Below are 25,139 nucleotides of genomic sequence, written 5' to 3' on the forward strand. Positions count from 1 at the left end.
GGTGACCGGCTATCTCCTGAAGAATTGCGCAGCGGTCATCACCGACGAGGGCAGGGGTCCGAGCGTCCGGCGCAATGTCGATGTGCTGACGAATGGCCCGCAGATCGAGGCAATCGGGCAAGGCCTGCACAGAAGCGAGTTGCCGGCCGGTACTATCGTGCAGGACGCCGACGGCTGGTTCGTCTATCCCGGCCTCGTCAACACGCACCATCACTTCTTTCAGTGCTTTGTGCGCAACCGTGCCGAACTCGACTGGACGAAGCTGTCGGTCATCGAATGGCTCGACCGGATCTATCCGATCTTCTCCCGGCTCAACGAGGATTGTTTCTACCACGCCTCGATCACGGCGATGGCAGAGATGATAAAGCACGGTTGCACGACGGCCTTCGACCACCAGTACAATTTTCCACGCCATGCCGGAAAACGGCTCATCGACCGGCAGTTCGAAGCGGCCGACCTTCTCGGCATGCGTTTCCACGCCGGCCGCGGCGGCAACACGCTGCCAAAATCGGAAGGCTCGACCATTCCAGACGAGATGCTGGAGACCACGGACGAATTCATTGCCGACTGCGCACGCCTCATCGACACTTATCACGACACCAGTCCCTTCAGCATGCGTCAGGTCGCGGTCGCTCCCTGCCAGCCGGTCAACTGCTACCGCGAGACCCTCGTGGAATCGGTTTCGCTGGCGCGTGATCGCGGGGTGCGGATGCACACCCATGTCGGCGAGGGCGAAAGCCCGATCATCGAGGCCCGCCATGGCATGCGTACGGTGGACTATCTCGAGGACCTCGGATTTGCCGGCCGAGACACTTTCTATGCCCATTGCTGGGAGCTGACGCATGACGAACTGCGGCTGATGGCGGCGAGCGGCACCGGTGTCTCGCATTGCCCGGAGCCGGTCTATCTGGTGGGCGCGGAGGTGACTGATATTCCCGCCATGTCCGCCTTTGGCCTGCGCGTCGGTCTCGGCTGCGACGGTGCTGCCTCGAACGACAATTCCAACCTCATGCACTGCATCCATTCCGCCTACATGCTGCAATGCATGGCGGCCTCGACGCGCGCTCATCCCGTGCCTGCGCCGGTCGATTTCCTCGGCTATGCGACAACGGGCGGGGCCGCGCTTCTGGGCCGCAATGACATCGGCCGACTGTCGCCCGGCATGGCCGCCGACCTCTTCGCGATCGACACGCGCCGCATGGATTATGTCGGCACGCGCCACGATCCATTGAGCCTGATCGCCAAGGTCGGCATCGGCATGCCCACCGACATGACCATGATCAACGGCCGCATCGTCTGGGAGAAGGGTGCGTTTACCGGGCTGAACGAGGCCCGGCTTGCTGCGGACGCGGAAGCCGCTTTTGCCGCGGTGGAATTCTAACAACTTAAGACAGGGGAACTGACATGCTGAACTATCTGACCCGCAGAACTCTGATGAAGGGCCTTGCCGCAACAGGGCTTGCCGGCGCGCTTGGCAGCCGTCCCGCCTTTGCGGCCGACGAGCCGCTCGGTATCACGCTCGTGCTCCCGTCGCCGGTCGGCGATGTCGGCTGGGGCCATGCGCTCGCCGCCGGCCTCGAGCCGGTCAAGGCCGCATACGGCGACAAGGTGAAGATCACCGTCATCGAGAACATCGCCGAAGGGCCGGACGCCGACCGGATCATGAACAAGACCGTCGCCGACGGTAACAAGTTCCTGATCGCCGGCTCATTCGGCTACCAGAATGGTGCACTACAGATCGCCCGCCGCGATCCTGCGGTCACCGTGCTGCATGCCTCCGGCTTCCAGACTGCGCCGAATTTCTCGCCCTTCGCGGCGAAGTATTTCCAGGGCACTTACCTGCTCGGCATAGCCGCCGCAGCTCTTTCCAAGACCGGCAAGGTCGGCTCCGTCTCGGCCTTCGCCATTCCGGAGCTGATCACCTCGATCAACGCATTTACGCTCGGCGCACAGACCGTAAATCCCGATATCGAGGTATCGGTCGTCTGGGTGAACTCCTGGTTCGACCCGGCCAAGGAACAGGAAGCCGCCAAGGCGCTGATGGCACAGAACTGCGACGTGATCTTCTCGAACGCGCAGGACACACCCTCCGTGATCTCGGCCTGCGAGGAGGCTGGCGTCTACGCGTTCAACCTCAATTCGTCGATGAAGAAATATGCACCGAAGAAATATCTCGGCTGCATCGCGACGGACTGGTCGCCCTTCTTCAAGGCTTCCGTGGATGCCCATCTGGCCGGAACCTTCAAGGGCGCCAACACCTTCCTCGGCGTCGCCGAAAAGGTGGTGGAGGTCGTGGACTGGAACTCAGATATCCCAGCCGACACGATGACGAAGATCAAGGAAGTGGCGGCGAAGATCGCCGACGGCAGCTTCTCGCCCTTCACAGGTCCAATCACCAAGGCCGACGGCAGCGAAGCCGCCGCCGCCGGTGCGACGATAGCGGATCCCGAGATCGTCGCGATGGACTGGCACGTCAAGGGTGTCACCACACCACTGCCGAAGTAAGTCATGACCCCGCCCCTTCTGTCGCTCCGCGGCATCTCGAAGAGCTACGGCCAGATCCGGGCCAACCAAGCCATCGATCTGGACGTGGCGCCCCAATCGATCCATGCGATCCTCGGGGAGAATGGGGCGGGCAAATCGACGCTGATGAAGCTCATCTATGGCGTTGAACAGCCGGACGAAGGCACCGTCGTCTGGAACGGAGAGCCTCTGCGCCTTGCCTCGCCGGCTGAGGCACGGCGCAGGGGCATCGGCATGGTCTTTCAGCATTTCTCGCTGTTCGAGACGCTGACTGTCGTCGAGAACATCCAGCTCGTCGTCCCCGGCGGCAAGGCGGAGCTGGCGGGGCGCATCCGCAGCCTCGGCCAGGATTTTGGCCTTGAAGTAGATCCTCTCGCCGATGTGCACGCGCTCTCGGTCGGCGAACGGCAGCGGGTGGAGATCATCCGCTGCCTGATGACGGACCCGAAGCTGCTCATTCTCGACGAGCCGACCTCGGTCTTGCCGCCGCAGGCGGTGAAGAAGCTGTTCGACACGCTCAGGCGCCTTCGCGACCGCGGCGTGTCCATCCTGTTCATCTCCCACAAACTGGAGGAAATTCGCACGATCTGTGACCAGGCGACGGTCTTGCGTGGAGGGCGCGTTATCGGCACCGTCGACCCTCGCGACTATGATGCGCACGACCTCGCCCGCATGATGATCGGCCGCGACATGCCCGAGGTGATGCCCGCGTTGGCCATGCCCGAGGGGGAGAAGCGGCTGGAAATCATCGACATGGACTACACGCCGGACGACCCCTTTGCCACGCCGCTCTCCGGCATCAGCCTCACGGTACGATCAGGCGAGATTCTTGGCATAGCCGGAATATCGGGCAATGGCCAAGGCGAGCTTGCCGCGCTTATCTCGGGCGAAGCGATGCTGCTGAAGGAACAACGCGACCGGATTTACATGATGGGCCGCGACGTAGGCGCACTCGATGCGGCCGCGCGCAGGAGATTTGGCTTCGCCTTCGTGCCCGAAGACCGGCTGGGACGCGGCGCGGTCCCTGAAATGTCGCTCGTGCTCAACACCGTTCTTACCGCCCATCCTTTCGATCTCGTGAGGCGCGGCCTCATCAACAGCGCCGCAGCGACGGCTTTCACCAGCGAATGCATCCGTCGGTACGACGTCCGCGCCTCCGGCCCGGATGCCGAAGCGGGCTCGCTGTCCGGCGGCAACTTGCAGAAATTCATCGTCGGTCGCGAGATGATGCTGTCGCCAAAACTGCTTTTCGTGGCGCAGCCGACCTGGGGTGTAGACATTGGCGCTGCATCCGCCATCAGAAGGCGGCTCATCGCGTTGCGCAACCTGGGCGTGGCGATCCTCGTAATTTCCGAGGAACTCGAGGAACTTTTCGAACTCTGCGATTTCATCCAGGTGCTCCATCATGGAATGCTGAGTCCGCCTCTGGTCACGCGGGACACGCGCCCCGAAGACATCGGCAGATACATGATCGGAGCACATGCCTCGCCAGAGAAGGTTCCTGCATGAGCGTTTGGGCCGCGCCGTTCCTCCCCGCGCTCGTCCGCCGGGAGCATGCCTCGCTCGTCGCGGCCATGCTGGCCCCGGCTGTCGCGCTTGGCATGGCGATCATCCTCAATCTGGGCCTTTATGTGCTGATAGGCCGAGATCCGGCGGCCGTCCTGTACGCGATGCTTCTCGAGCCGTTCCTCTCCTGGGCATCGTTCGCGGAGGTGCTGCTGAAGGCGGGGCCTCTTCTCCTCATTGCTCAGGGGCTGGCGATCGGTTTCCGCGCAAAAGTGTTCAACATCGGCGCGGAGGGCCAGTTTATCCTGGGCGCTATTTTCGCCTCGGCGATCCCCGTCTGGTTTCCGCAGGCGACCGGGCAGTGGATCTGGCCGCTGATGCTGCTTCTCGGTGCCCTCGGCGGTGCGCTTTGGGCATCTATCACCGCCTTCTGGCGCGTCAGGCTCAATGCGAACGAGATCCTGGTCTCCCTGATGCTGAGCCTCGTTGCGACGCAAGTCCTCAACTACCTGCTGCTCGGCCCATGGAAGGACCCGGCCGGCTTCAATTTCCCACAATCCGTCATGTTTCAGAACGACGCGATGGTGCCGACCCTGATCGCCGGTACCCGCGTCAACGTCTCGCTGCTCATCACACTTGCGCTCTCGCTGGTGGCCTGGGTTTTCATGCAGCGAAGCTTCATGGGGTATAAGCTCAAGGTCGGCGGCCTTGCCCCGCGCGCGGCCGGTTACGCCGGCTTCAGCGAAGGGCGTGCGATTTGGCTATCGCTTCTGATCGGTGGCTTGGCGGCGGGACTGGCAGGCGCGGCGGAAGTCGCGGGTCCGCTCGGCCAGCTGCAGCGCTCGATCTCGACCGGCTACGGTTATGCGGCCATCATTGTCGCCTATCTCGGCGGCTTGCATCCAGTCGGCATCATCTTTTCCGCGCTCTTTATGGCTGTCCTCTATATCGGCGGCGACAATGCGATGGTGTCGGCAAACCTGCCGATCGCCGCCGTCCGCGTCTTCCAAGGCAGCTTGCTGCTCGCCTATCTCGGCGCTGTGGCCTTCGTGCGCTACCGCATCGAGTGGCGCCGCCTCCATCACCTGAGCCAGCCATGAACGCCGTCGAGTTCATTATTTCGGGCATGCTCGCAGCGGCAACCCCCTTTCTCCTTGCCGCGCTCGGCGAGTTGGTGGTCGAGCGCGCCGGTGTTCTTAACCTCGGCGTAGAGGGCCTGATGGCCCTCGGCGCGGTGCTCGCGTTCATCGTCGTCTACCACGGCGGTGGACACCTGCTGGGGTTCGTTGCCGCCGGCCTCGGTAGCGCCGTCCTGTCCCTCGTCTTTGCAGTGCTGGCACTCGGATTCCGGGCAAACCAGGTCGCGACAGGCCTAGCGATCGGCATTCTCGGCCAAGGCCTTTCGGCGCTGTTCGGCAAAAGCTACGAGAGCTTGACGGTCAAGGGGCTCCCGAAACTTGCCTTTCCCGGCCTCTCGGAAATCCCGGTAGTCGGCAGGCTGTTTGTCCAGGACGTCGTCGTATGGCTTTCCCTTGCCGTGACGTTTGCGATCTGGGCGATGTTTGCCTATACGAGAGCCGGCCTTGTCGTGAGGGCAATCGGCGAGAATCCCAAGGCAGCCCACGCCATCGGCTATCCGGTCATCGCTATCCGTGTCGCGGCCGTAGCTTTTGGTGGCATGATGGCGGGTTTTGCCGGCGCCTATGCGGCGGCGGTGTACACGCCCCTTTGGGCGGACGGTATGATTGCCGGACGTGGCTGGATCGCGATCGCACTCGTTGTCTTTGGTACGTGGCTCGCTGCCCGCATCTTCCTGGGTGCCTGCCTCTTCGGCGCGGTTTCGCTGATGAGCCTCGCCGCCCAGGCGACCGGTTTGGACCTGCCATCGCAACTGCTTTCCAGCCTTCCCTATCTCGTTACGATCGTCGTGCTCGGTGTCATCTCGGCGGACCGCCGCTTGCTCAGGCTGAACGGTGTCGCCTCGCTTGGCGAACCCTTCGAACGTTAGCCGGGATGCAAAGTGGATTTGCGAAACTCGGCGTAAGTTGAAGAGATTCGAAACGCCAGCAGACGATCGGCATCCGATCCAAAGGGCAGAAACGCCAAACGGGGCGAAGGTATGCCCGCAAGGGTAGCGCTGACGCCGTCGACTGCGAGCAGCGGAACGATGTGACGCACAACGCGCCCGACACCGGTGGATCGTCGCGGGTTCTTGGATCGTCCCCTTTCCCCAGTACGAGCCCATTCTCGAGGGTCCATTCTCCACCGCATCCTAGCGAAGCGGCGTCGCAAGATGGCCTGAGGCATGCGCCCGGTAAATTCCCGCATGCGAGCACTCGTCCTGCCTGTCTAAGGTTCCGAGTCTAACCGCAAATCCTCGATTTTTTCCGCCAATTCCAGAATATATATTCCGGTCGCCGCAAGAAGCCATAACAACGATTTCCAATACTACCTATTCTTGCAGAAACTAAAAACGCTACACTCGCGTAATCATATTGGTAACGGATGCTGTTCAACCTGCGTCCAGGCAACCAACACGGGGGCGGCGTTATGGATTTCTTTAAAAGTTTAACAAAGGTCTTGGCCGGCGGCGCGGTTACCGTGGCTTTGTGCTTTCCGGCTGGCGCGGGCGGGCTCAGTGTGGGCATCGGCGGCAGCGGTGGGGTGGGTGTTTCGGTCGGCGGCAGTGGCGGCGGGCTTGGCGTCGGTGTCTCGGTCGGCGGGAGCAAGGGCGTCAATGCCGGAGCGACGGTCGGAGGCACCAGCGGCACCACCGCCAGTGTCGGCGCCTCGGTTGGCAGCGGCGTTACCGCCGGCGCCGGCGTATCGGTCGGCACGGGCGTCGGGGTCGGGGTCGGCGCAACCGTCGGCAGCAGTGTCGGGGTCGGCGCCGGGGTCGGGGTGGGCAGTGGAGTGACGGCCGGGGTCGGCGTCGGCATTGGCACACAGACAACGTCCACCAGCCCTAGGGATCCCAACACGCCGGCGGTGCCGACGCGACCGGCGGTGGTTGCCATCAGCGCCATGTCGGCCGGCCAGATCGCCAAGATGAAGAAACGCTGCGCCAGCGTGCTCAGCGGCAAGGGCACCTACGACCGGGACCTGAAGGAGCTCTGCCGGATATTGGCGCGGCGCTGAGTACCGCAACATCGCATCTGCCGTGGGGCATCAGTCTCTCAGCCAGCCCCAATGCCGCAAGGTGGCGGGCATTCTTAGGGAGAGAGCTTTGCCGAGCGGTTCAGCGTTTCGCGGAAAGGCGGAACCGGTCAGGCTGTGCGCTTTCATCGGCGGCATTCTGCATGGCTTGGTCACCGAGCCGAAGGAAGCGCGCCGCCCGGTTGCGGCCTTAATCTGACCTCTGCCGTCCGTCCGGTCACCCGTTTGGGCCGGCTCGAAGATTCGCCTCTGGCCTTTTGTATCACCCGCTCTAGCTGCTTTGTGTTAGGCTCGTCATGTTAGCCTTGTCTTGCTGATGGAGGTTTTGATGGATCGGCGATCATTCTTGACAGCATTGTTCGGCGTTGCGGGGGCCGCGGCGCTTGCTACCGCGGTTCGGCCTCTCGAGGCCGTGGCCGGGGTTCCCAATGTCGGTAACGGCATTCTCGATGAACTCGACAAGCAGGATGCCAATTCGTTTGATGACGACGAAGGCGCTGGCGATGTCGAGCAGATCTCGCATCGGCGATGGCACCATCGTCGCCACCACAGGCGGCATGTCTGGAGACGGCACTGCCGCACGTTCTGGCGGCATGGCCGGCTGCGCCGGCGCTGCTATCGCAGGCGCTCCTTTGTCGTCTTGCAGTTCTAACCGCGGCACGTTCCCGGATAGTCCCTGCCCTGAGGCGCAACCACCAAACAGACCCATCCCGATTTGCATCGGGATGGGTTGGTTCAGCTTTATCCAGCCACAGCTGCCACCGACTCCCGCTCGACCAGCGGGCATTCCAGCTTGGTGATGGGATAGCGGCCGCGGCCGGCAGGCGGCGGCACTTCGAGCTGTTCGATCGCCCATTGGCCCATCGCCATGTGCGGCAGGATCGATGTCGTCAGCGGCGGGAACAGGTGACGGGCGATCTCCTCGTCGTCATAGCCGACGACGGAGATGTCCTGCGGGATGTGCAGGCCCGCCTCCTTCAGCGCTTCGTAACAGCCGATGGCCGTGCGGTCGTTCTGGCAGAAGATAGCGGTCGGACGCTCTTTCAGCGCCAAAAGCTTCACGGTCGCCGCGTAGCCGGCGCTCGCCGACCAGTCGCCCTCGACCACCAGTTCGGGATCGAACGGGATGTCGGCGGTGGCGAGCGCCCTGCGGTAGCCTTTGAGCCGGTCCTGCGCGGCCTGCATCCACGGCTCGCCGGTGATGGTGGCGATGCGGCGGTGGCCGTGGCCGATCAGATGCCGGGTCGAGTTCTGGCCGCCGGCGATCTCGGACGGCACCACGGCCGGGAAGGCATAATCGGCCGTGTAGCAGTTGAGCAGGATGACCGGGATGTCGAGGCCGTAGAGGAAGTCCGGTGCCGTGATCTCGCGGGTGAAGATGGACATGTAGACCAGCGCCGAGATGCCGCGCCTGGTGAGCGCCGCAATGGCGCGCGGCTCCATGACGGCGTCGCCCATGGTCTGCGCCACGAGCAACACATTGCCGGCGTTCCACGACGCCTGGCGCGCGCCCTCGATGGCGACAACGGCTTCCGGACTTGTCGCCAGCTGGTCGACAGCGAAACCGATGACACCGTCAAGTCCATCGAAGGCGGGAACAGGTTTGCGCAGCGCCGAGAAGGCGGGTGCTGCGTAGCCGAGCGCACGCGCGGCGTCGATCACCCGCTCGCGCGTCTGCTGCGACAGCCGGATGCCTGGCGAATCGTTGAGCACGAAGGAGACGGTCGCCTGCGAGCACCCGGCTGCCCTGGCGATGTCGGTCATGGTGACGCGGCCGCCCTTGGCGGCTCTCGCCGGCGCCTTGCGCCGCTTCGCCGTGTCGTCCGGATCCCTCGTCTCGCTCATGGCATTGCGTCCCAATCCCCAGCCTGTCTAGTCGCAAGCCTGCCACACCGACAAGATGGTGTCGCGCCGTCGACCAATGGAAATAGTCGAAGGCGTTTATCTTTATTAGCAGCTTTGAAGTTCGCCGCCATGCCGCTTCGGGCCGCGTGAAATTCGAGGACTGCAAGGCATCTGCTTGCGCGAAGCCGTGCTGCACCTCTTCGGGCAAACTAGACCTAGGGCCACCGCCGAGTGTCCGCGCGAGACCTCTGCTAATACTGTTTACTAATACAAAACGACGCTGTAACGTCAATCCGCCGTGTCCGGTCAGGTGGGACCCGTGCGGCGAGAAGTGCACGTGAATGGCCCGATGGCGAGCGGGGTTTGCCTCCGCAAGCCTGGTCTCAGACATGTGATATGTCAGACAAATCAGACTATTTACGAGCACGGGATGAGTCTCTAAAGTCCGTGATCGCGACCGACGACGCCATTCTTCAGCGCCGGGAACCCCTGAGGAGGAGGGCGTCCAAATCGCGAGCGGCAAGTCAGTGAATGCAAGATCGGTTCAGTCCGACGACTGAGCCAAAACGGGAGGTTGAACATGAAATCCTTGATACGACATGCATCCGTGGCCACCGCAGCCCTGCTGCTTGGCCTGACCGCGACAGCCATTGCGCGCGCCGACGACAAGCCGACGCTGGCCTTCGTCGTCAACGGCGCTTCCGATTTCTGGAAGGCCGCCGAAGCCGGCGTCAAGAAGGCGCAGGCCGAATTGCCCGACTACAATCTCGAACTCAAATATCCCGAGCAGTCCTCGGTCGCCATCCAGCAGCGGCTGATGGACGATCTGGTGACCGCCGGCGTCAAGGGCATCATGGTCTCGGCCGTCGATCCCAAGACCTCGACCGACGGTCTGAACAAGATCGCGTCGGAAACGGCGCTGTTCACCACCGACTCCGATGCCCCGCAGACCAAGCGCGTTGCCTATATCGGCTCGTCCAATGTCGACGCCGGCAAGCAGGCGGCCGAGATCGCCAAGAAAGCGATGCCGGACGGCGGCAAGTGCCTCGGCTTCGTCGGCCTGCTCGGCGCCGACAATGCCAAGGAACGCATCCAGGGCATGAAGGACGGCCTCGCCGGCAGCAAGATCGAACTGGTGGACGTGCGCGGCGACGACATCGACCAGGCGCGCGCCAAGAAGAATGTCGAGGACGCGCTGGTCGCCAGCCCCGACATCACCTGCATGGTCGGCTTCTATTCCTACAACACGCCGCGCATCTATGAAGCGCTGCGCGACGCCGGCAAGCTCGGCTCGATCACCGTCGTCGGCTTCGATGACGATCCGATCACGCTGGGCGGCGTCAAGGAAGGCACCGTGGCGGCGACCGTCGTGCAGCAGCCCTTCGAATGGGCCTATCAGGGCATGAAGCTGATGGCCGCCTATCTCAAGGGCGACAAATCAGGCATTCCGGAAGGCGGCCTGATCATCATCCCGACCAAGATCATCGGTAAGGACGATGTCGACACCTATGCCGCCAATCTGAAGGCGATGTCCGGAAACTGAGACCACGAGCAGTTGCGCCGGCTCAGGGTTCGCCTTGAGCCGGCGATCGTGTTGACGGGCCGGCCAAGGCCCGTCAGTCTGTAGCCCACCGGCTGCTGGCAAGCCTGATCAAATATGGCGTGATGAATTATTCCGACCCATCCATCGTCGCAACCGCCCCGTTCCTCGGCCTCGAGAACGTGCGCAAGACCTATCCGGGCGTGGTGGCGCTGGACGGCTTTTCCATGGAGGTCAGGCCGGGCGAGGTGATCGGCCTGGTCGGCGAAAACGGCGCCGGCAAATCGACCTTGATGAAGATCCTCGGCGGCGTCACCAGGCCGGACAGCGGCGCCATCACCGTCGACGGCGTTGCGCATGACGGGCTCACCGTCGAAGGCAGCCTGGGGTCGGGCATCGCCTTCGTCCACCAGGAACTCAATCTCTTCGAAAACCTCGATGTTGCCGCCAATATCTTCTTCGGCCGCGAGCCGTTGCGCGGCGGGCCGCTGAGATTGGTCGACCGCGCCAAGCTGCGCGAAATGGTGGCGCCACTGCTGAAGCGCGTCGGCGCCAATTTCTCCGCCGATACGCCGGTTGCCTCGCTGTCGCTGGCGCAGCAGCAGATGGTCGAGATCGCCAAGGCACTGTCGATCAAGGCGCGGCTGGTGATCCTCGACGAGCCGACGTCGAGCCTGCCGCTCGCCGAAACCGACAAGCTGCTCGACGTCATCAAGGCGCTGAAGGCCGATGGCATCAGCGTCATCTTCATTTCGCACCGGCTGCATGAAGTCGAGCGCGTCGCCGACCGCGTCGTGGTGCTGCGCGACGGCATGCTGGCTGGCACCTTGCCGAAGAGCGCCATCAACCACGACCAGATGGTCAAGCTGATGATCGGCCGCATGCTGAAGGAGCGCGAGAAGGCCTCCGAGGCGGCTCGGGCGCCGGGCGCCACGGCGCTCTCGGCCAAAGCCATCCGCACCCCCGCCTACCCTGCCCGGCCGGTCGACCTCGACATCAGGCGCGGTGAAATCCTCGGCCTGGCCGGCCTTGTCGGTTCCGGCCGCACCGAACTGGCGCGGGTGTTCTTCGGCATCGACAGCACGCTTGGCGGTGGGCTCGAACTCGACGGCAAGCCGCTTGTACTGGGTTCGGCGGCCGATGCGGTCGCGCATGGCATTTTCCTGGTTCCGGAAGACCGCAAGCTGACCGGCATTTTGCTTGACCTGTCGATCGCGCAGAACATCTCGCTGCCCAACCTGCCGGCGCATGCGAAGCGTCGACTGGTGTCGGCAAGCTCCGAGGCCGCCACCGCAGAGAAGCAGAAGACGAATCTCGGCATCAAAGCGCCGTCGGTGCAGACGCGCACCGGCACGCTGTCGGGCGGCAACCAGCAGAAGGTGGTGCTGGGCAAATGGCTGGCGATGAACCCGAAGGTGATGATCCTCGATGAGCCGACGCGCGGCATCGATATCGGCGCCAAGGCCGAGATTTACGGGCTGATGCGAGCCTTGGCCGATGCCGGCGTCGCCGTGCTGATGATCTCCAGCGACATGGAAGAGGTGATCGGCGTGTCCGACCGCATCGCCGTCATGCATGAGGGCCAGATCTCGGGCATTCTCGACAAGGAACAATTCAGCCAGGAAAACGTGCTGTTGCTGGCGGTCGGCAAGCCGGCAAACTAGCGGGCTTCAGGCGATTGCCGGTCCGGCGCATTGGGGAGAAGACGATGAGCAAAAAAGATCTCGGCCTGCTGATCCTGATCCTGGCGGTCGGCGCCGTGGTGACCGCCATCAACCCGCGCTTCCTTTTGCCGATCAACCTCGCCAACACCTCGAACCTGATCGGCCTGTTCGGGATCCTCGCCATCGGCCAGGCCTTCGTCATCATTACCGGCGGCATCGAATTGTCGGTGGGATCGCTGGTGGCGCTGCTCGGCACGCTGTTCATCGATTTCATCGCCGTGCGCGACATGCCATGGCCGGTGGCGCTGCCGCTGATCCTGGTGCTGGGCGGCATCATCGGGCTGGCGCATGGCTGGCTGATCACAAGGCTGAAATTGCAGCCCTTCGTGGTGACGCTGTGCGGCCTTTTGATCTATCGCGGGGTCGCCCGTTTCTATACCGCCGACGGCACCGCCGGCTTCGCCTTCGGCCAGAATTTTCCCGAGCTCGAATTCCTCACCGCGGGCCGCAGCTATGGCGTGCCCAACAGCTTCATCGCACTGATCGTCATTTCGATCGTCATGTGGGTGGTGCTGCACCGCTCGGTGTTCGGACGCTACCTCTATGCCATCGGCAAGAACGAAGAGGCGGCGAAATATTCGGGAATTCGCACCGGCCGTGTCGTCATGGCCGCCTATGTCATCTGCGGCGTGCTGACGGCGCTGTCGGCGATCTATTTCGCCATGTACACGCGCTCGATCTCGCCGGCCAGCCACGGCCAGTTCTACGAGCTCTACGCCATTGCCGCCGCCGTTCTCGGCGGCTTCTCGCTGCGCGGCGGCGAAGGCTCGCTGGTCGGCGTCATCCTGGGCACCGTGCTGCTGCAGGAGTTGCAGAACCTGGTCAATCTGCTCGGCATCCCGTCCTCGCTCAACTTCGCGGTGATGGGCGGCGTGATCCTGATCGGCGTGCTGGTCGACCAGCAATGGGGCGTGTTCCGCGCAAGGCGGCTGATGCTCGATGCCAGCCGGAAGACTGTCGCGGCGGAGTAGCGCTACATCACGCCGGATATATCCGAGAAGGCCATCGCATTGCGCAGCACCTCGGCGAAGCGTTCTCCGGCGGCTTCGCGCTGGCCGCCATTGTCGATCGAGGTGACGCCGGAGCCGGACAAAGCGATATTGGCGCTGCGGGCGAGCCGAGCCAGCACTTCGCCGCGCGATTCGCGGCCGCGCTGGGCGAGACGCTCGGCGAGGATTTCCGGCGAGGCGGTGATCTCGACGACAGCCAGATTGGCATAGCGCTCCCGCAGCACCGGGATGACTGCGCGCGAGACATTGGCGACCGCGACATAGCCGTTGGCGATGGACGAGTCGACATCGGCCGGAATGCCGTAGCGCAGGCCGTGCGCCTCCCAGGAAATGGCGAAGGCGCCGTCGGCCTCGGCTTCGACAAAGGCCGCGTCGGCCAGCGTGTCGTGATCCTCGCTTGCCGCATCGCTCGGCCTGGTGATGACCCGGCGGACGAACTCCAGCCTCGTCTCGTCGGCAAACAAGGTGCGGGCATAACCGATTACCGTATCCTTGCCGGCGCCACTCGGGCCGACGACGGCGACAAACACGCCGTTGCGGAGCGGAAAGGCCTCGCTGCTGAGTTCGCGCTCGATCGACGCCGAGACCATCAGGCGACCCGGCGCCCTTGGCGCCAGACAGTGCGCACGACCGGCACATGGTCGTCGACGCGCACACGCACGAGGTCGGCGCGGCGGCCCTGTTCGATGACGCCGCGGTCGTTTAGGCCGATCGCCTCGGCCGGATTCTTCGACACCATCGCAACCGCCTGCGGCAGGGAAATGCCCTCGACGACGTCGCCGAGGAAGAAGGCCGACTGGATCAGGCTGAAGGGAATGTAGTCGGACGACAATATGTCGAGCAGGCCGTCGCCGGCCAGCGTGCGGGCCGAGACATTGCCCGAATGCGAGGAGCCGCGCATGACGTTGGGCGCGCCCATCAGTACGCCGAGCCCGGCATCCTTCGAGGCCTTGGCGGCTTCCAGCGTGGTCGGGAATTCCGCGACGCGCACGCCCTGCTCGATCGCCTCGTCGACATGGCCTGATGTGGCGTCGTCATGGCTCGCCAGCACAATGCCCCGCTCGTTGCAGGCGGCTGATATCGCCACCCGGTTCGGTCCCGAATTCTTCGCCGATTCCGACATCCGCTTTTCGCAGAACAATTGGAAGTCGCGATCGGTCAATTTCAGCTTGCGCTGATAGTAATGGGCGTAGGTCTCGAGATTGACGAACTGACGCTGTCCCGGCGCATGGTCCATCAGCGAGGCCAGCTTGACCCGCTCGTCGCCATCGAAATTGGCGAAAGCCCGCAAGCAATCCGGCGCCGAGACCTCGCAGCGCAGGTGCAGGAAATGGTCGGCCCGCAACCGGTCTTTCGCGACGCTGTCCTCGATCGCGCCGGCGAGCTTGCGGATGTCGTCGGAGGTAATATTCGCGTCCTCGTCCATGCCGACACGCAACGCGTCGAGGACGGTGGTGATGCCGGCGGTGGCCACCTGCGCGTCATGGGCAAGGACGGCGGCGATCGGGTTCCAGCGCACTTTCGGGCGCGGCGCATAGTGGCCTTCGAGATGGTCAGTGTGCAGCTCGACCAGGCCGGGAATGATGTAGTCGCCGCCCATGTCCTCGCCGCCCATGCTCCCGCCGGTGTGGCCGGTGCCGGCGTCGACGCCGGAGATAAAACCGTCGCGCAGCACGAGCGACCCTTCGACGATCTCGTCGGCAAGCACGATGCGGGCGTTGTGGAGAACAGTTTCGGCGGTCATTCAGGCAGTCCTTGCTTACTCGGACGAATTGCGGTCAGGCGGTTTTTCGGGCAGCGCGGCGGCCGAGCGCATGATGCGAAAGCACCATGAACGGAGCGCCCGGTTCGGTTTCGACGAACAGCGTCAGCGCATCCACCAGCACCGGCTGCTGCAGCACATCGGCGAACAGGCTGTCAATTGCCGCGCGCAGACGTTGGCTTTCCTGCGGCCCGGCCCGGCCGGACAGTGTCATGTGGAAGCGAAAGGTCTCAAACACATAGGGATAGCCCCACTGGCAGAGATTGCGGAACTCGGCCGGCTTCAGCGAATCCGGGCTGCGCCGCTCGATCTCGGCCTCGGTGAGCGGCGCGCGAAAACGGTCGAAGCTAAGCACGACATCATCGGCGAAACGGTTGAGCGGCGGCAGCGGGCCTTCCGGCAGCAAAGCGAAGAAACCATCGATCTGGCTGACGACCAGGCGCGGGATGGTGACCGTCGGCGTTGCTTCGGCAAAGGCGTCCAGCGCCGCGCGCAACGAGCTTTCGGTTTCGTTGGCGGCCAACCGGAAGGGCGCTTTCAGCGTCGCATGAAAACCGTAGCGCCGCGCCGATGCGGTGTGAAAGGCGACTTCGGCCGCCGACAGCTCGCCCACCGCCTCGACCGGCCTGGTGGCGGCGCCAAAGGGGTCGCGGCCCAGCCAGTTGGCGGCGATCCGCGCCAGCGGTTCGTCCTGCCTCGGGGTGAAATAAATGGCGTAGCGCATCGAAAATCCTCGTCAGCCCGCTGCCATAGGTGATTTCCATGACGGATTGACGAAGCTTATGCGGGTTTTCGAAGGCAAATCGACCCCATGGATCGTTAGCCGACGATTTTTTCCTGCTGGACCAACAGCTTCCGCCGCAAGCGAAGGCCGATCAGGCCTTCATCAGCCATTCGTGCTCGAGCGCGTTGTGGAACTTCCACGTCCGCTTCGGCCCGGCCATGACGTTAAGGTAATAGAGGTCGTAGCCGTGGCAGGCGGCGCAGGGGTGATAGCCCTTGGGCACCAGCACAACATCGCCGTCCTCGATCGCCATGGCTTCGTCCAGCTCGCGGGCGCCGGTCTTGTCGGCGTCGGTGTAGACGCGCTGGAAGGCAAAACCCTGCGGCGGGTTGAGGCGGTGGTAGTAGGTTTCCTCAAGATAGGATTCGGCCGGCAGATTGTCCTGGTCGTGCTTGTGCGGCGGGTAGCTCGATGTGTGGCCGCCGGGCGTGATGACCTCGACCACCAGCAGCGAGTCGGCGGGCTTGCCCTCGGGCAATATGTTGGTGACGTAGCGCGTGTTGGTGCCTTTGCCCCGAGTCTCCTGGCCGAGGTCGTGGGGTGCGATGACGCGAACGGGCAAGCCGCCGCCCAGGCCCGGCGCCGAGCAGACCGCGAGTTCGAGATCGGTGTCGGCGGTGACCGACCAGTCCGAACCCTCCGCAATATAGACCGACCACGGCTTGCCCTCGAAGGGCGACATGCGCTCGCCGAGCAGGCCGAGTTCCTGGCCGCCGGCCCTTGCCGTGCCCTTGCCGGTGACGAACACCAGGCAGACTTCGCGACCGCCCGTCTTACCCGAGGCGTTTTCGCCGGGCTTCAAACGGTGCAGGTCGAAGCCGACATAGGTCCAGCCGGCGCTTTTGGGCGTGACATGGGCGACGCGGCCATGGCCCTTGTCGGCTTTGACGAGCAGTTTCGACATGTTTTGTCTCTCCTATCGCAAGTCTTCGAGGTCGGCCTCTCAACTTCGTCATCCTAGGGCGAAGCAGGAGCGAAGCTCCGTCGCGAAGACCCTAGGATGACGAAGCGAGGGACGTTCCGCCCAATCACCGACGTAGGCGATACGCCAGGTGTCCAGTGTCCGACCCGCAAGCCCTTCCGAGCCACGGCCGCTTCATTCCTTCGGTTCGGCGTCCGCCTTCGCTTCGCCGGTCTTCGGTCGATCAGGCGCAGCCTTGCTCTCCTCCACCGGCTTGTAAAGGTAGAAGAACTGCCAGACGGCGTAGGCGGCAAAGCCGAGCGCAATGATGCCCCAGAATGGGGTGCCGGAGGCGAATTCTATTCCGGCCCAGATCACGCAGACGGCGACGACGGCAACGCGCCGCCACAGCGGCCGGAAGAACGGGTGCTCGTAATCCTTCATCGGACCGGCTTACGCATTGGGAAAGCCTTGCGTCTCGACCGTGTAGCCGGCCGCCGTCATCACCCGCATCAGCTCCTTGTAACCCACTTGGGCCATCTTCAGCGGCGGGTTCTTTTTCGGGTCCTGCTCGGCCTCGACGACGAACCAGCCTTCATAGCCATGGTCGGCGAAGCGCTGCACGATGGCGCCGAAATCCAGCGAGCCGTCACCCGGCACGGTGAAGGCGCCGAGCGCAACGGCATCGAGGAACGACTGTTTGGTGCGATCGAGCCCGTCGATCACGGCCATGCGCACATCCTTCACATGGACATGGCTGATGCGCTTGTGGTGGTTGTCGATGGCGCGCAGCACGTCGCCGCCGGCAAAGGCGAGATGCCCGGCATCGAGCAGCAGCGGAATGCCTTCGCCGGAATGGCGCATGAAGGCATCGAGCTCCGGCTCGGTCTCGACCACTGCCGCCATGTGGTGATGATAGGACAGCGGCATGCCTTGCTCTGCGCACCATTCGCCGAATTCGGTCAGCCGCCTTGCATAGGCCTTCATCTCGTCACTGGTGAGTTTCGGCTTGGTGGCGAGCGGCCTGGAGCGGTCGCCCTGGATCGAGCGGCCGACCTCGCCATAGACGATGCAAGGCGCGTTGACCGCCTTGAACAGGTCGATCATCGGCTGGATGCGGTCCTTGTTCTTACCCATATCCTCATCGACCAGCGTGCCGGAGAACCAGCCGCCACACAGCGTCACGTCGGCCTGCTTCAGGATCGGCAGCATGACAGCGGGGTCGTTGGGAAAACGCCGGCCCATTTCCATGCCGGTGAAGCCGGCCGAGCGCGACTGGCGCAGACATTCTTCCAGCGAGACGTCATCGCTGAGTTCGGCAAGATCGTCGTTCCACCACGCAATGGGGGACATGCCCAGTTTGGCTTTCAAGTTTTAGCTCCGGTTCTTGTTTACCCTCCCCCCTGTGGGGAGGGTCGCTGCGAAGCAGCGGGGTGGGGGTGCGGCGCCAGACCCCCCACCCGGACCTGCGGTCCGACCTCCCCACAAGGGGGAGGTAGGGGCCGGGTGCATGTACATCAATCGCCGATGGTCTGCATCTGCCGCTTTTCGTCATAGGCCTTGCGGGCTGCGTTGACCTGGCTGCGCACTGACACTTCCGGCACCGCCACATCCCACCAATGGCCGCCGGCATCGGTGGAAACCAGTGGATCTGTGTCGATGACCAGAACGGTCGTGCGGTCGTTCTTTTTTGCTTTCTGCAGCGCGTTTTCCAGGCCGGCGATCGACGGCACTTTTTCCGATATCGCGCCCATGCTCGCCGCATGCGCGGCAAAGTCGATGTCGGGCAGGATCTCGTGGCGCGAGTCCTTCAGGAGGTTGTTGAAGTTGGCGCCGCCGGTGGCCATCTGCAGCCGGTTGATGCAGCCATAACCCCTGTTGTCGAGCACCACGATGGTCAGCTTCAGGCCAAGCATCACCGACGTGGCGATTTCGGAATTCATCATCAGGTAGGAGCCGTCGCCGACCATGACGACGATTTCCTGGTCGGGCTTGGCCATCTTGGCGCCGAGCCCGCCGGCAATCTCGTAGCCCATGGTCGAGAAACCATATTCGCCATGGTACGAGCCGGGCGCGCCTGCCTGCCAGAGCTTGTGCAACTCGCCCGGCAGGCCGCCCGACGCGTTCAGCAAGGTCACGCCGGACCCCAGCGCGCGCTGCACAGCGCCGATCACCTGCGCATCCGAAGGGAAAGCTGCGTTTGTCGAGGCCGTCACCTTGCCCGCGTCGACCTGCCAGGCCTTCTTGCCGGCAGCCGAATTGTCGGTCCAGGCGGAAGGCGCCTTCCAGCCGCCCAGCGCCGCACCCAGTTCGACAAGCGCTTCGGCCGCATCGGCGACCAGCGGCAGCGCGCGGTGCTTGCCGGCGTCGAAAGGCTGCACGTTGAGCCCGATGATGGTCTTGCCGGAATTCTTGAACAGCGCCCACGAGCCGGTGGTGAAATCCTGCAGGCGCGTGCCGATGGCCAGCACGACATCGGCCTCTTCCGCCAGCCGGTTGGCCGCGGACGTGCCGGTGACGCCGACTGCCCCCATGTTGAGCGGATGCGTATCCGGCAGCGAGGATTTGCCGCCTTGCGTCTCGCAGGCCGGAATGCCGGCCCCCCCGGCGAATTTCGCCAATTCGCTAGAGGCCTGCGAATAGAGCACGCCGCCACCGGCGATGATCAGCGGCTTCTTCGCGCCCTTCAGCGCCGCCACCGCAGTGGCAAGCTCATTCCGGTCCGGACGCGGCCGGCGCTGATGCCAGACGCGCTCGGCGAAAAAGCTCTCGGGATAGTCATAGGCCTCGGCCTGCACGTCCTGGCAGAGCGACAGCGTCACCGGGCCGCATTCCGCGGGATCGGTCAGCACCTGCATGGTCCGCGCCAATGCCGGGATGATCTGCTCGGGACGGGTGATGCGGTCGAAATAGCGCGACACCGGACGGAAGCAGTCATTGACCGTCGCGGTGCCGTCGGAAAAGTCCTCGGCCTGCTGCAGCACCGGATCGGGGATGCGGTTGGCGAAGACATCGCCCGGCAAAAACAGGACGGGCAACCTGTTTACGTGGGCGAGCGCCGCCGCCGTCACCATGTTGAGCGCACCGGGGCCGATCGAAGAGGTCGCGGCCATGAAGCGGCGGCGGAAATTGGCCTTGCCATAGGCGATCGCCGCATGCGCCATCGCCTGCTCATTGTGGGCGCGGAAGGTCGGCAATTCGTCGCGCAGCTGGTACAGCGCCTCGCCGATGCCGGCGACATTGCCGTGACCGAAGATCGCCCAGACACCGCCGAAGATGGGCACTCGTCTGCCGTCGATCTCGGTCATCTGCTTGCTGAGAAAGCGGGTCAGCGCCTGCGCCATCGTCAGGCGGATTGTCTTGCTCATGGTGTTTTCCTCCGCAGTCCTCTTGCCGCGCCTTTATGCTGCTTTACGGCCACGCGCGGCAAGCCACGCTTCGGTCAACTGTTCGAAGCGCGCGGCCATGTCGGCGATAGCCTCGTCATCCGTCATCTTGCCGGCCAGCCATTGTTCCGCGGCGTGGACGAAGATGGTGCGGCCGACGGCAAAGCCCTTGACGATCGGCGCCTTGGCGGTGGCGGCAAAGGCCGCTTCCAGTTCGTCCTGCGGCGCTTCGAGACCCAGCAGCACGACGCCGCGGCACCACGGATCGTGCTTCAGGATCACCGCTTCGATCTTGGCCCAGGCGCCGGCCGACGCCTGCGGTTCGAGCTTCCACCAGTCCGGCTTGATGCCAAGCGCATAGAGTTCTTCCAGGGCGCGCGGGATCGTCGTGTCATCGAGCTTGCCGTGCTTGCCGGCGATGATCTCGACCAGAAGCTCCCGGCCGACCTTCCGCGCGGCTTCGAACAGCGAGCGCAGCTTCTGCTGCTGCTCTTCCTTGAGCGCTGCCGGATCGTCGGGGTGATAGAAGCACAGGCATTTGATGCAGTGGTCGACCGGCCATTCCACCAGTTGCGAGCCGATGTCCTGCGAGAACTCGAAGCGCAGCGGCCGGGAGCCCGGCAGTTCGACGGGACGGCCGAGCCAGGCAAAGGGGTGGCGGGCGAACTCGAACATCGCCTCGCGACCGTGCTTCTCGTCGATCAGCATGCCATAGCCGTCGCGGCCGGCGGCGACTTTCGCCGCGGCCTTGACCGCCAGCACCTTGAAATCGCGGATGCGCGCCGGATCGGCGCCGGTCTTTGCCGCGACGTCCTCGAGCTGCACACGGTGGTCGCAGGCGAGCGCCATCATCGAGGGGATATCGCGGCGGCGGGTCGTCGCCCAATGGATGTGGTTGATCGCCTCGTCCTTGCGCAGAGCGAGATGCTTGCTGCCGTTCTTGAGGAAGAACTGCAATTCCTCGAAGGTCGGATATTCCGGCGCGCAGAGCAGCCGCGACACGGCGAAGGCGCCGCAGGCATTGGCCCAGGTCGCCGCTGTCGCATGATCTTCGCCACCCAGCCAGCCGCGCAGGAAACCGGACATGAAGGCATCGCCGGCGCCCAGCACATTATAGATCTCGATCGGAAAGCCCTTGCCGACGATACCGTCTTCCAGATCGTCGCTGATCGGCCCGTCATAGACGATGCAGCCCATGGCGCCGCGCTTCAGTACGATGGTTGCCTTGGACAGCGCGCGGATCGTCTTCAGCGCGCTCAGGCAATCGTCGGCGCCCGAGGCGATCATGATCTCTTCCTCGGTGCCGACGATGAGGTCGCAATCGGGCAGCACCGTCTTCAGCTGGGCCGAGACGCGGTCGGATTTGACATAGCGCTCAAAACCCTCGGCATGGCCTGCGAGTCCCCAGAGGTTGGGGCGGTAGTCGATGTCGAACACCACCTTGCCGCCCCTGGCCTTGATGATGCGGATCGCCTTGCGCTGGGCGGCGTCGCTGTTGGGTCGGGAAAAATGCGTGCCGGTGACGACGATGGAACGGGCCGAGGCGATGAAGGCTTCATCGATGTCTTCTTCGGCGAGCGCCATGTCGGCGCAGTCGCTGCGATAAAAGATCATCGGCGAGACGCCTTCGCTCTCGACCGAAAGCAGCACCAGAGCCGTCAGCCGTTCCTTGTCGGTCTTCAGCCCGTCGACATTGACGCCTTCGCGCCGCAGCTGCTCGCGGATGAAGCGGCCCATCTGCTCGTCGCCGACGCGGGTGAGCAGCGCCGAGCGCAGGCCTAGTCTCGCCGTGCCAACCGAGATGTTGGCCGGGCAGCCGCCGACCGATTTGGCAAAGGAGGTGATGTCCTCCAGCCGCGAGCCGATCTGCTGGCCGTAAAGGTCGACGGAAGCGCGACCGATGGTGATGACATCGAGCGTCGCCTGTTTGGCGTCCACGGCTTCGCTCATTTGAACCTCCCGTCGGTCTTGTTGTCTTGAGCAACGTAGTTGGGGGACACGCGCGAGCGGCAGCGTGGCGCCGGGAATATGAAATAATAATTCCAATCCATAGTCAATATGGAATGAGCATTCCTCCGCGAATTCGAGCGCCGGGCGCCGGCCTAGGCCTTACGCTTCTTGCCCGTGCTGCGCCGCTTCTCGCCGACGCCGACGGTGAGCGCCATGGCCAGCGCCATGGTGGCCGACAGCGAGCGGAAGCCGGCAAAATCGGCCTCGGCAACCTCGAACCAGACCTTGGCGAACTGCGCTAGTGGCGAAAACGAACTGTCGGTGATGGCGATGATCGGCACGCCCTGTTCGGAAATGGTGCGGGCCTCCTCGATGGTGGCCGGCGCATAGGGCGAGAAACTGATGGCAATGACGGCGTCCGCCGGGGTGGCGAAGGCGACCATCTCGGCATTGAGGCCGGCGGCGGATTCGATCAGCTGGTTGCGGATCTTCAGCTTGCCCAAGGCATAGGCAATGTAGCTCGCCACCGGGTAGGAGCGGCGCTTGGCCAGGACATAGATGGTCTCGGCCTTGGCCAGCAGCGAGATCGCGTCTTCCAGATGCGCCTCGTCCAGCGAGCGCGAAATGTCGTTGAGCGAAGTGCTGGCGGCGGCGACGAAGCCGTCGAAGATGGCTCGGTGTCCAGCACCCGCATCGGCCTTGGCGCGCAGCGCCTGCAGGCGTTCGTCATAAGAGGAATTGCGCTCGCGCAGCCGCTCGCGAAACACCTGCTGCAGGCTGGTGAAGCCGTCAAAGCCTAGTTGCTGGGCAAAGCGGATCAAGGTGGACGGCTGCACGCCCGCCGAAGCGGCGATGCTGGCGGCGGTGCCGAAGGCGATGTCATCGGGATTGTCGAGCGCATAGGCGGCGATCTGGGCGATGCGCTTGGGCAAGGTTTCACGGCGATCGAGGATCGTGGCGCGCAGCGTCTCGAAGTCGCGAGGTACCCGTTCGTCCATCGTCGCCCCGTCCAAGCTCATCTAGAGCATGATGCCGAAAAGTGTGCAGCGGTTTTCGGACGACATCATGCTCTCTTTAACCCAAGTGACGTCCTCTCTGCCCCATCATAGCGAGCCTGCGCAAGAAGGCCATAAAAAATGAGCAGACATTCCATTCGGAGAAGAAATGGACTAATTCATCCATCGATCGCTTCAGGTATTGGGAGAAAGAAATGGTCGGCGTTGGTCTTATCGGCACGGGTTTCATGGGCAAATGCCACGCCATTGCGTGGAGCGCCGTCGGCGCCGTCTTTCCCGATGTCGCCAAGCCGAAGCTGGTCCATCTCGGCGAGGTCAACGAGGAGCTGGCCAAGCGCAAGGCCGGTGAGTTCGGCTTCGCCAAGGCGTCGGGCGACTGGCGTGCCGTCGTCAACGACCCCGAGGTCGATATCGTCTCGCTGACCACGCCCAACCAGTTCCATCCGGAGATGGCCATCGCTATTCTCGAAGCCGGCAAGCATCTGTGGTGCGAGAAGCCGATGGCGCCGAGCTTTGCCGAAGCAGCGGCGATGGCGGCCGCGGCGAAGAAGTCCGGCAAGGTCGCAGCGCTTGGCTACAACTACATACAGAGCCCGGCCATCCGCCACATCGGCGCGCTGCTCGAGGAAAAGATCATCGGCGAGGTCAACCATCTGCGCATCGAGATGGACGAGGACTTCATGGCCGACCCCGAAGCGCTGTTCTTCTGGAAGCATGAGGCCGCATCCGGCTATGGCGCGCTCGACGATTTCGCCGTGCATCCGCTGTCGCTGGTCTCGACGCTGTTCGGCCGCGTCGCAAAAGTCATCTGCGACATGGCCAAGCCCTATGTCGACCGCAAGCTGGCCGGCGGCGGCCGCCGTGCGGTGGAGACCTACGACATCGCCAGCGTTTTGATGCATCTGGAAAACGGCATTGCCGGCACGCTGCTGGTCAACCGCTCGGCCTGGGGCCGCAAGGGCCGCATCGCCATACAGATTTTCGGCTCCAAGGGATCGATCCTGTTCGACCAGGAGCGGATGAACGAAATCCAGCTCTACGTCACCGCCGATCGCCCGACCGAACAGGGCTACCGCACCATATTGATGGCGCCGCACCACAAGCCTTACGACGCCTTCCTCCCGGCGCCGGGCCATGGGCTCGGTTTCAACGACCTCAAGATCATCGAGTGCCACGAATTGCTGACGCGGCTTGCCGGCAAGCCGGCACGGGTCATCGAATTTGCCGAAGGGCTGGAGATCGAGCGCACCGTGCACGCGATGGCGAGGTCGTTCGAGGAGAAGCGCTGGGTGGATGTGCGGTAAGATCCGCTTCAGCCGCCAGCGACAGCGTTCGCCTCCCAGCCACTGACCCAGACCTGGCGCAGGCGATCGCCTTCGCCCTTGAAGCGCAGCCCGGTCGCCCGGCAATTCGCGATGCGGTCGCTGCGGAAATTGCGGATGGCCTGGCGCAATTCGCACCAGGCGACGATGTTGGCGGTCTCTGAATAGTAGATCAGCGCGATCGGACGGATCAGCCGCTCGGAGGCGCGGCCGATTTCGTCGCGATAGGACAGGTCGAGCTTTTCCTCGTCGCGGATTGCGCGGCGCACCAGCGCCAGATCGATGGTGCCGATTGCCGGTGCAGCGAACCCCCAGACATGCAGTGCGTTGGCGTCGAACGCCTGGCGCAACGGCGGCGGCACGGCGCCGGCGATCTTGGCGCTGACGCGCTTGGCCGCCTGCTTGAGCTCGCTGTCTCCCGTGCGCTCCAGCAGCGCCAGCGACAGGACGATCGCCTCCATCTCCTCGATCGAAAACATCAGCGGCGGCAGGTCGAAGCCGGGCCGCAATATATAACCGATACCGCGCCCGCCTTCGATCGGCACGCGCATCGCCTGCAGTGCGGCGATGTCGCGATAGATCGAACGCATCGTGACTTCCAGCTGCCCGGCGATCATGGCCGCCGTCACCGGCTGCCGCGCCAGCCGCAGGATCTGGATGATCTCGAACAGGCGCGACGCCTTGCGCATTTCCTCTTCCCTGATGAAACGCTAC

At 63.9% G+C, this 25,139-nt stretch carries 22 protein-coding genes; 10 read left to right on the plus strand and 12 right to left on the minus strand.

Annotated elements, in window-relative coordinates:
• The first annotated feature begins 1 nt into the window (after nt 1).
• The 6 genes from NLY33_RS04215 (at nt 2) to NLY33_RS04240 (ending at nt 7,167) form a co-directional block, all read left to right on the plus strand.
• On the plus strand, nt 2-1,381 hold the full coding sequence (locus NLY33_RS04215) for an amidohydrolase (protein WP_023703730.1): 1,380 nt from the start codon (nt 2-4) through the stop codon (nt 1,379-1,381).
• Nucleotides 1,382-1,407: 26 nt separating this feature from the next.
• Nucleotides 1,408-2,505, plus strand: coding sequence for a BMP family ABC transporter substrate-binding protein (locus tag NLY33_RS04220; protein ID WP_196814159.1), 1,098 nt, complete (start codon nt 1,408-1,410; stop codon nt 2,503-2,505).
• Between the two features lie 3 nt (nt 2,506-2,508).
• A complete protein-coding gene (locus tag NLY33_RS04225; protein WP_023703731.1) occupies nt 2,509-4,032 on the plus strand; it encodes an ABC transporter ATP-binding protein in 1,524 nt (507 codons plus the stop codon).
• The gene (locus NLY33_RS04230) at nt 4,029-5,129 is read left to right on the plus strand and encodes an ABC transporter permease (protein ID WP_023703732.1); all 1,101 of its coding nucleotides are present in this window, start codon (nt 4,029-4,031) and stop codon (nt 5,127-5,129) included. Before NLY33_RS04225 ends, NLY33_RS04230 begins: the two co-directional genes overlap by 4 nt.
• Complete coding sequence (locus NLY33_RS04235) at nt 5,126-6,037, plus strand: ABC transporter permease (RefSeq protein WP_023707755.1); 912 nt, start codon at nt 5,126-5,128, stop codon at nt 6,035-6,037. The genes NLY33_RS04230 and NLY33_RS04235 overlap by 4 nt, the downstream gene beginning before the upstream one ends.
• Before the next feature lie 656 nt (nt 6,038-6,693).
• Nucleotides 6,694-7,167, plus strand: coding sequence for a hypothetical protein (locus NLY33_RS04240; RefSeq protein ID WP_156934010.1), 474 nt, complete (start codon nt 6,694-6,696; stop codon nt 7,165-7,167).
• A gap of 358 nt (nt 7,168-7,525) precedes the next feature.
• Here the strand turns inward: NLY33_RS04240 and NLY33_RS04245 are convergent, their stop codons facing one another.
• Nucleotides 7,526-7,723 (minus strand): hypothetical protein, encoded by a 198-nt coding sequence (locus NLY33_RS04245; protein ID WP_198020332.1) that lies wholly within the window; start codon nt 7,721-7,723, stop codon nt 7,526-7,528.
• Between the two features lie 203 nt (nt 7,724-7,926).
• Entirely contained in the window at nt 7,927-9,030 is a 1,104-nt protein-coding gene (locus NLY33_RS04250) for a LacI family DNA-binding transcriptional regulator (protein ID WP_031196407.1), read from the minus strand.
• A 580-nt stretch (nt 9,031-9,610) separates the two neighbouring features.
• Here NLY33_RS04250 and NLY33_RS04255 point away from each other — a divergent pair.
• The 3 genes from NLY33_RS04255 to NLY33_RS04265 all read left to right on the plus strand — a co-directional run bounded on the left by NLY33_RS04255 (nt 9,611) and on the right by NLY33_RS04265 (nt 13,265).
• Nucleotides 9,611-10,573, plus strand: a complete 963-nt coding sequence (locus NLY33_RS04255) for a sugar-binding protein (protein ID WP_023672352.1) — start codon at nt 9,611-9,613, stop codon at nt 10,571-10,573.
• Nucleotides 10,574-10,695: 122 nt separating this feature from the next.
• Nucleotides 10,696-12,234 (plus strand): sugar ABC transporter ATP-binding protein, encoded by a 1,539-nt coding sequence (locus tag NLY33_RS04260; protein ID WP_023703738.1) that lies wholly within the window; start codon nt 10,696-10,698, stop codon nt 12,232-12,234.
• Nucleotides 12,235-12,278: 44 nt separating this feature from the next.
• Nucleotides 12,279-13,265 (plus strand): ABC transporter permease, encoded by a 987-nt coding sequence (locus tag NLY33_RS04265; protein WP_023703739.1) that lies wholly within the window; start codon nt 12,279-12,281, stop codon nt 13,263-13,265.
• A 2-nt stretch (nt 13,266-13,267) separates the two neighbouring features.
• On the opposite strand, the gene phnN is transcribed toward NLY33_RS04265, so the two are convergent.
• The 9 genes from phnN to NLY33_RS04310 all read right to left on the minus strand — a co-directional run bounded on the left by phnN (nt 13,268) and on the right by NLY33_RS04310 (nt 23,085).
• Nucleotides 13,268-13,897 carry a phosphonate metabolism protein/1,5-bisphosphokinase (PRPP-forming) PhnN gene (gene phnN, locus NLY33_RS04270; RefSeq protein WP_023703740.1) on the minus strand — a complete coding sequence of 210 codons (630 nt, stop codon included), beginning with the start codon at nt 13,895-13,897 and terminating at the stop codon, nt 13,268-13,270.
• The gene (locus tag NLY33_RS04275; RefSeq protein WP_023703741.1) at nt 13,894-15,048 is read right to left on the minus strand and encodes an alpha-D-ribose 1-methylphosphonate 5-triphosphate diphosphatase; all 1,155 of its coding nucleotides are present in this window, start codon (nt 15,046-15,048) and stop codon (nt 13,894-13,896) included. The genes phnN and NLY33_RS04275 overlap by 4 nt, the downstream gene beginning before the upstream one ends.
• Nucleotides 15,049-15,082: 34 nt before the next feature.
• Nucleotides 15,083-15,790: a DUF1045 domain-containing protein gene (locus NLY33_RS04280; protein ID WP_023703742.1), complete on the minus strand. Its 708-nt coding sequence runs from the start codon at nt 15,788-15,790 to the stop codon at nt 15,083-15,085.
• A 151-nt stretch (nt 15,791-15,941) separates the two neighbouring features.
• Nucleotides 15,942-16,754, minus strand: a complete 813-nt coding sequence (iolB, locus tag NLY33_RS04285; RefSeq protein ID WP_023703743.1) for a 5-deoxy-glucuronate isomerase — start codon at nt 16,752-16,754, stop codon at nt 15,942-15,944.
• Between the two features lie 192 nt (nt 16,755-16,946).
• The gene (locus tag NLY33_RS04290) at nt 16,947-17,195 is read right to left on the minus strand and encodes a hypothetical protein (RefSeq protein ID WP_023672345.1); all 249 of its coding nucleotides are present in this window, start codon (nt 17,193-17,195) and stop codon (nt 16,947-16,949) included.
• Nucleotides 17,196-17,204: 9 nt separating this feature from the next.
• Nucleotides 17,205-18,122, minus strand: a complete 918-nt coding sequence (iolE, locus tag NLY33_RS04295) for a myo-inosose-2 dehydratase (protein WP_023703744.1) — start codon at nt 18,120-18,122, stop codon at nt 17,205-17,207.
• A gap of 146 nt (nt 18,123-18,268) precedes the next feature.
• Nucleotides 18,269-20,119 carry a 3D-(3,5/4)-trihydroxycyclohexane-1,2-dione acylhydrolase (decyclizing) gene (iolD, locus tag NLY33_RS04300; protein ID WP_286439499.1) on the minus strand — a complete coding sequence of 617 codons (1,851 nt, stop codon included), beginning with the start codon at nt 20,117-20,119 and terminating at the stop codon, nt 18,269-18,271.
• Nucleotides 20,120-20,152: 33 nt separating this feature from the next.
• Nucleotides 20,153-22,087 (minus strand): bifunctional 5-dehydro-2-deoxygluconokinase/5-dehydro-2-deoxyphosphogluconate aldolase, encoded by a 1,935-nt coding sequence (locus NLY33_RS04305; protein WP_023703745.1) that lies wholly within the window; start codon nt 22,085-22,087, stop codon nt 20,153-20,155.
• 152 nt (nt 22,088-22,239) lie between these two features.
• Nucleotides 22,240-23,085 (minus strand): MurR/RpiR family transcriptional regulator, encoded by an 846-nt coding sequence (locus NLY33_RS04310; RefSeq protein ID WP_023703746.1) that lies wholly within the window; start codon nt 23,083-23,085, stop codon nt 22,240-22,242.
• Between the two features lie 212 nt (nt 23,086-23,297).
• On the opposite strand from NLY33_RS04310, the gene NLY33_RS04315 reads away from it, so the two are divergent.
• Nucleotides 23,298-24,407, plus strand: coding sequence for a Gfo/Idh/MocA family protein (locus NLY33_RS04315; protein WP_023703747.1), 1,110 nt, complete (start codon nt 23,298-23,300; stop codon nt 24,405-24,407).
• Between the two features lie 8 nt (nt 24,408-24,415).
• On the opposite strand, the gene NLY33_RS04320 is transcribed toward NLY33_RS04315, so the two are convergent.
• Nucleotides 24,416-25,114, minus strand: coding sequence for a helix-turn-helix transcriptional regulator (locus NLY33_RS04320; protein WP_023702092.1), 699 nt, complete (start codon nt 25,112-25,114; stop codon nt 24,416-24,418).
• Between the last annotated feature and the right edge of the window lie 25 nt (nt 25,115-25,139).

The organism is Mesorhizobium sp. C432A (genome assembly GCF_030323145.1).
GTDB lineage: Bacteria > Pseudomonadota > Alphaproteobacteria > Rhizobiales > Rhizobiaceae > Mesorhizobium.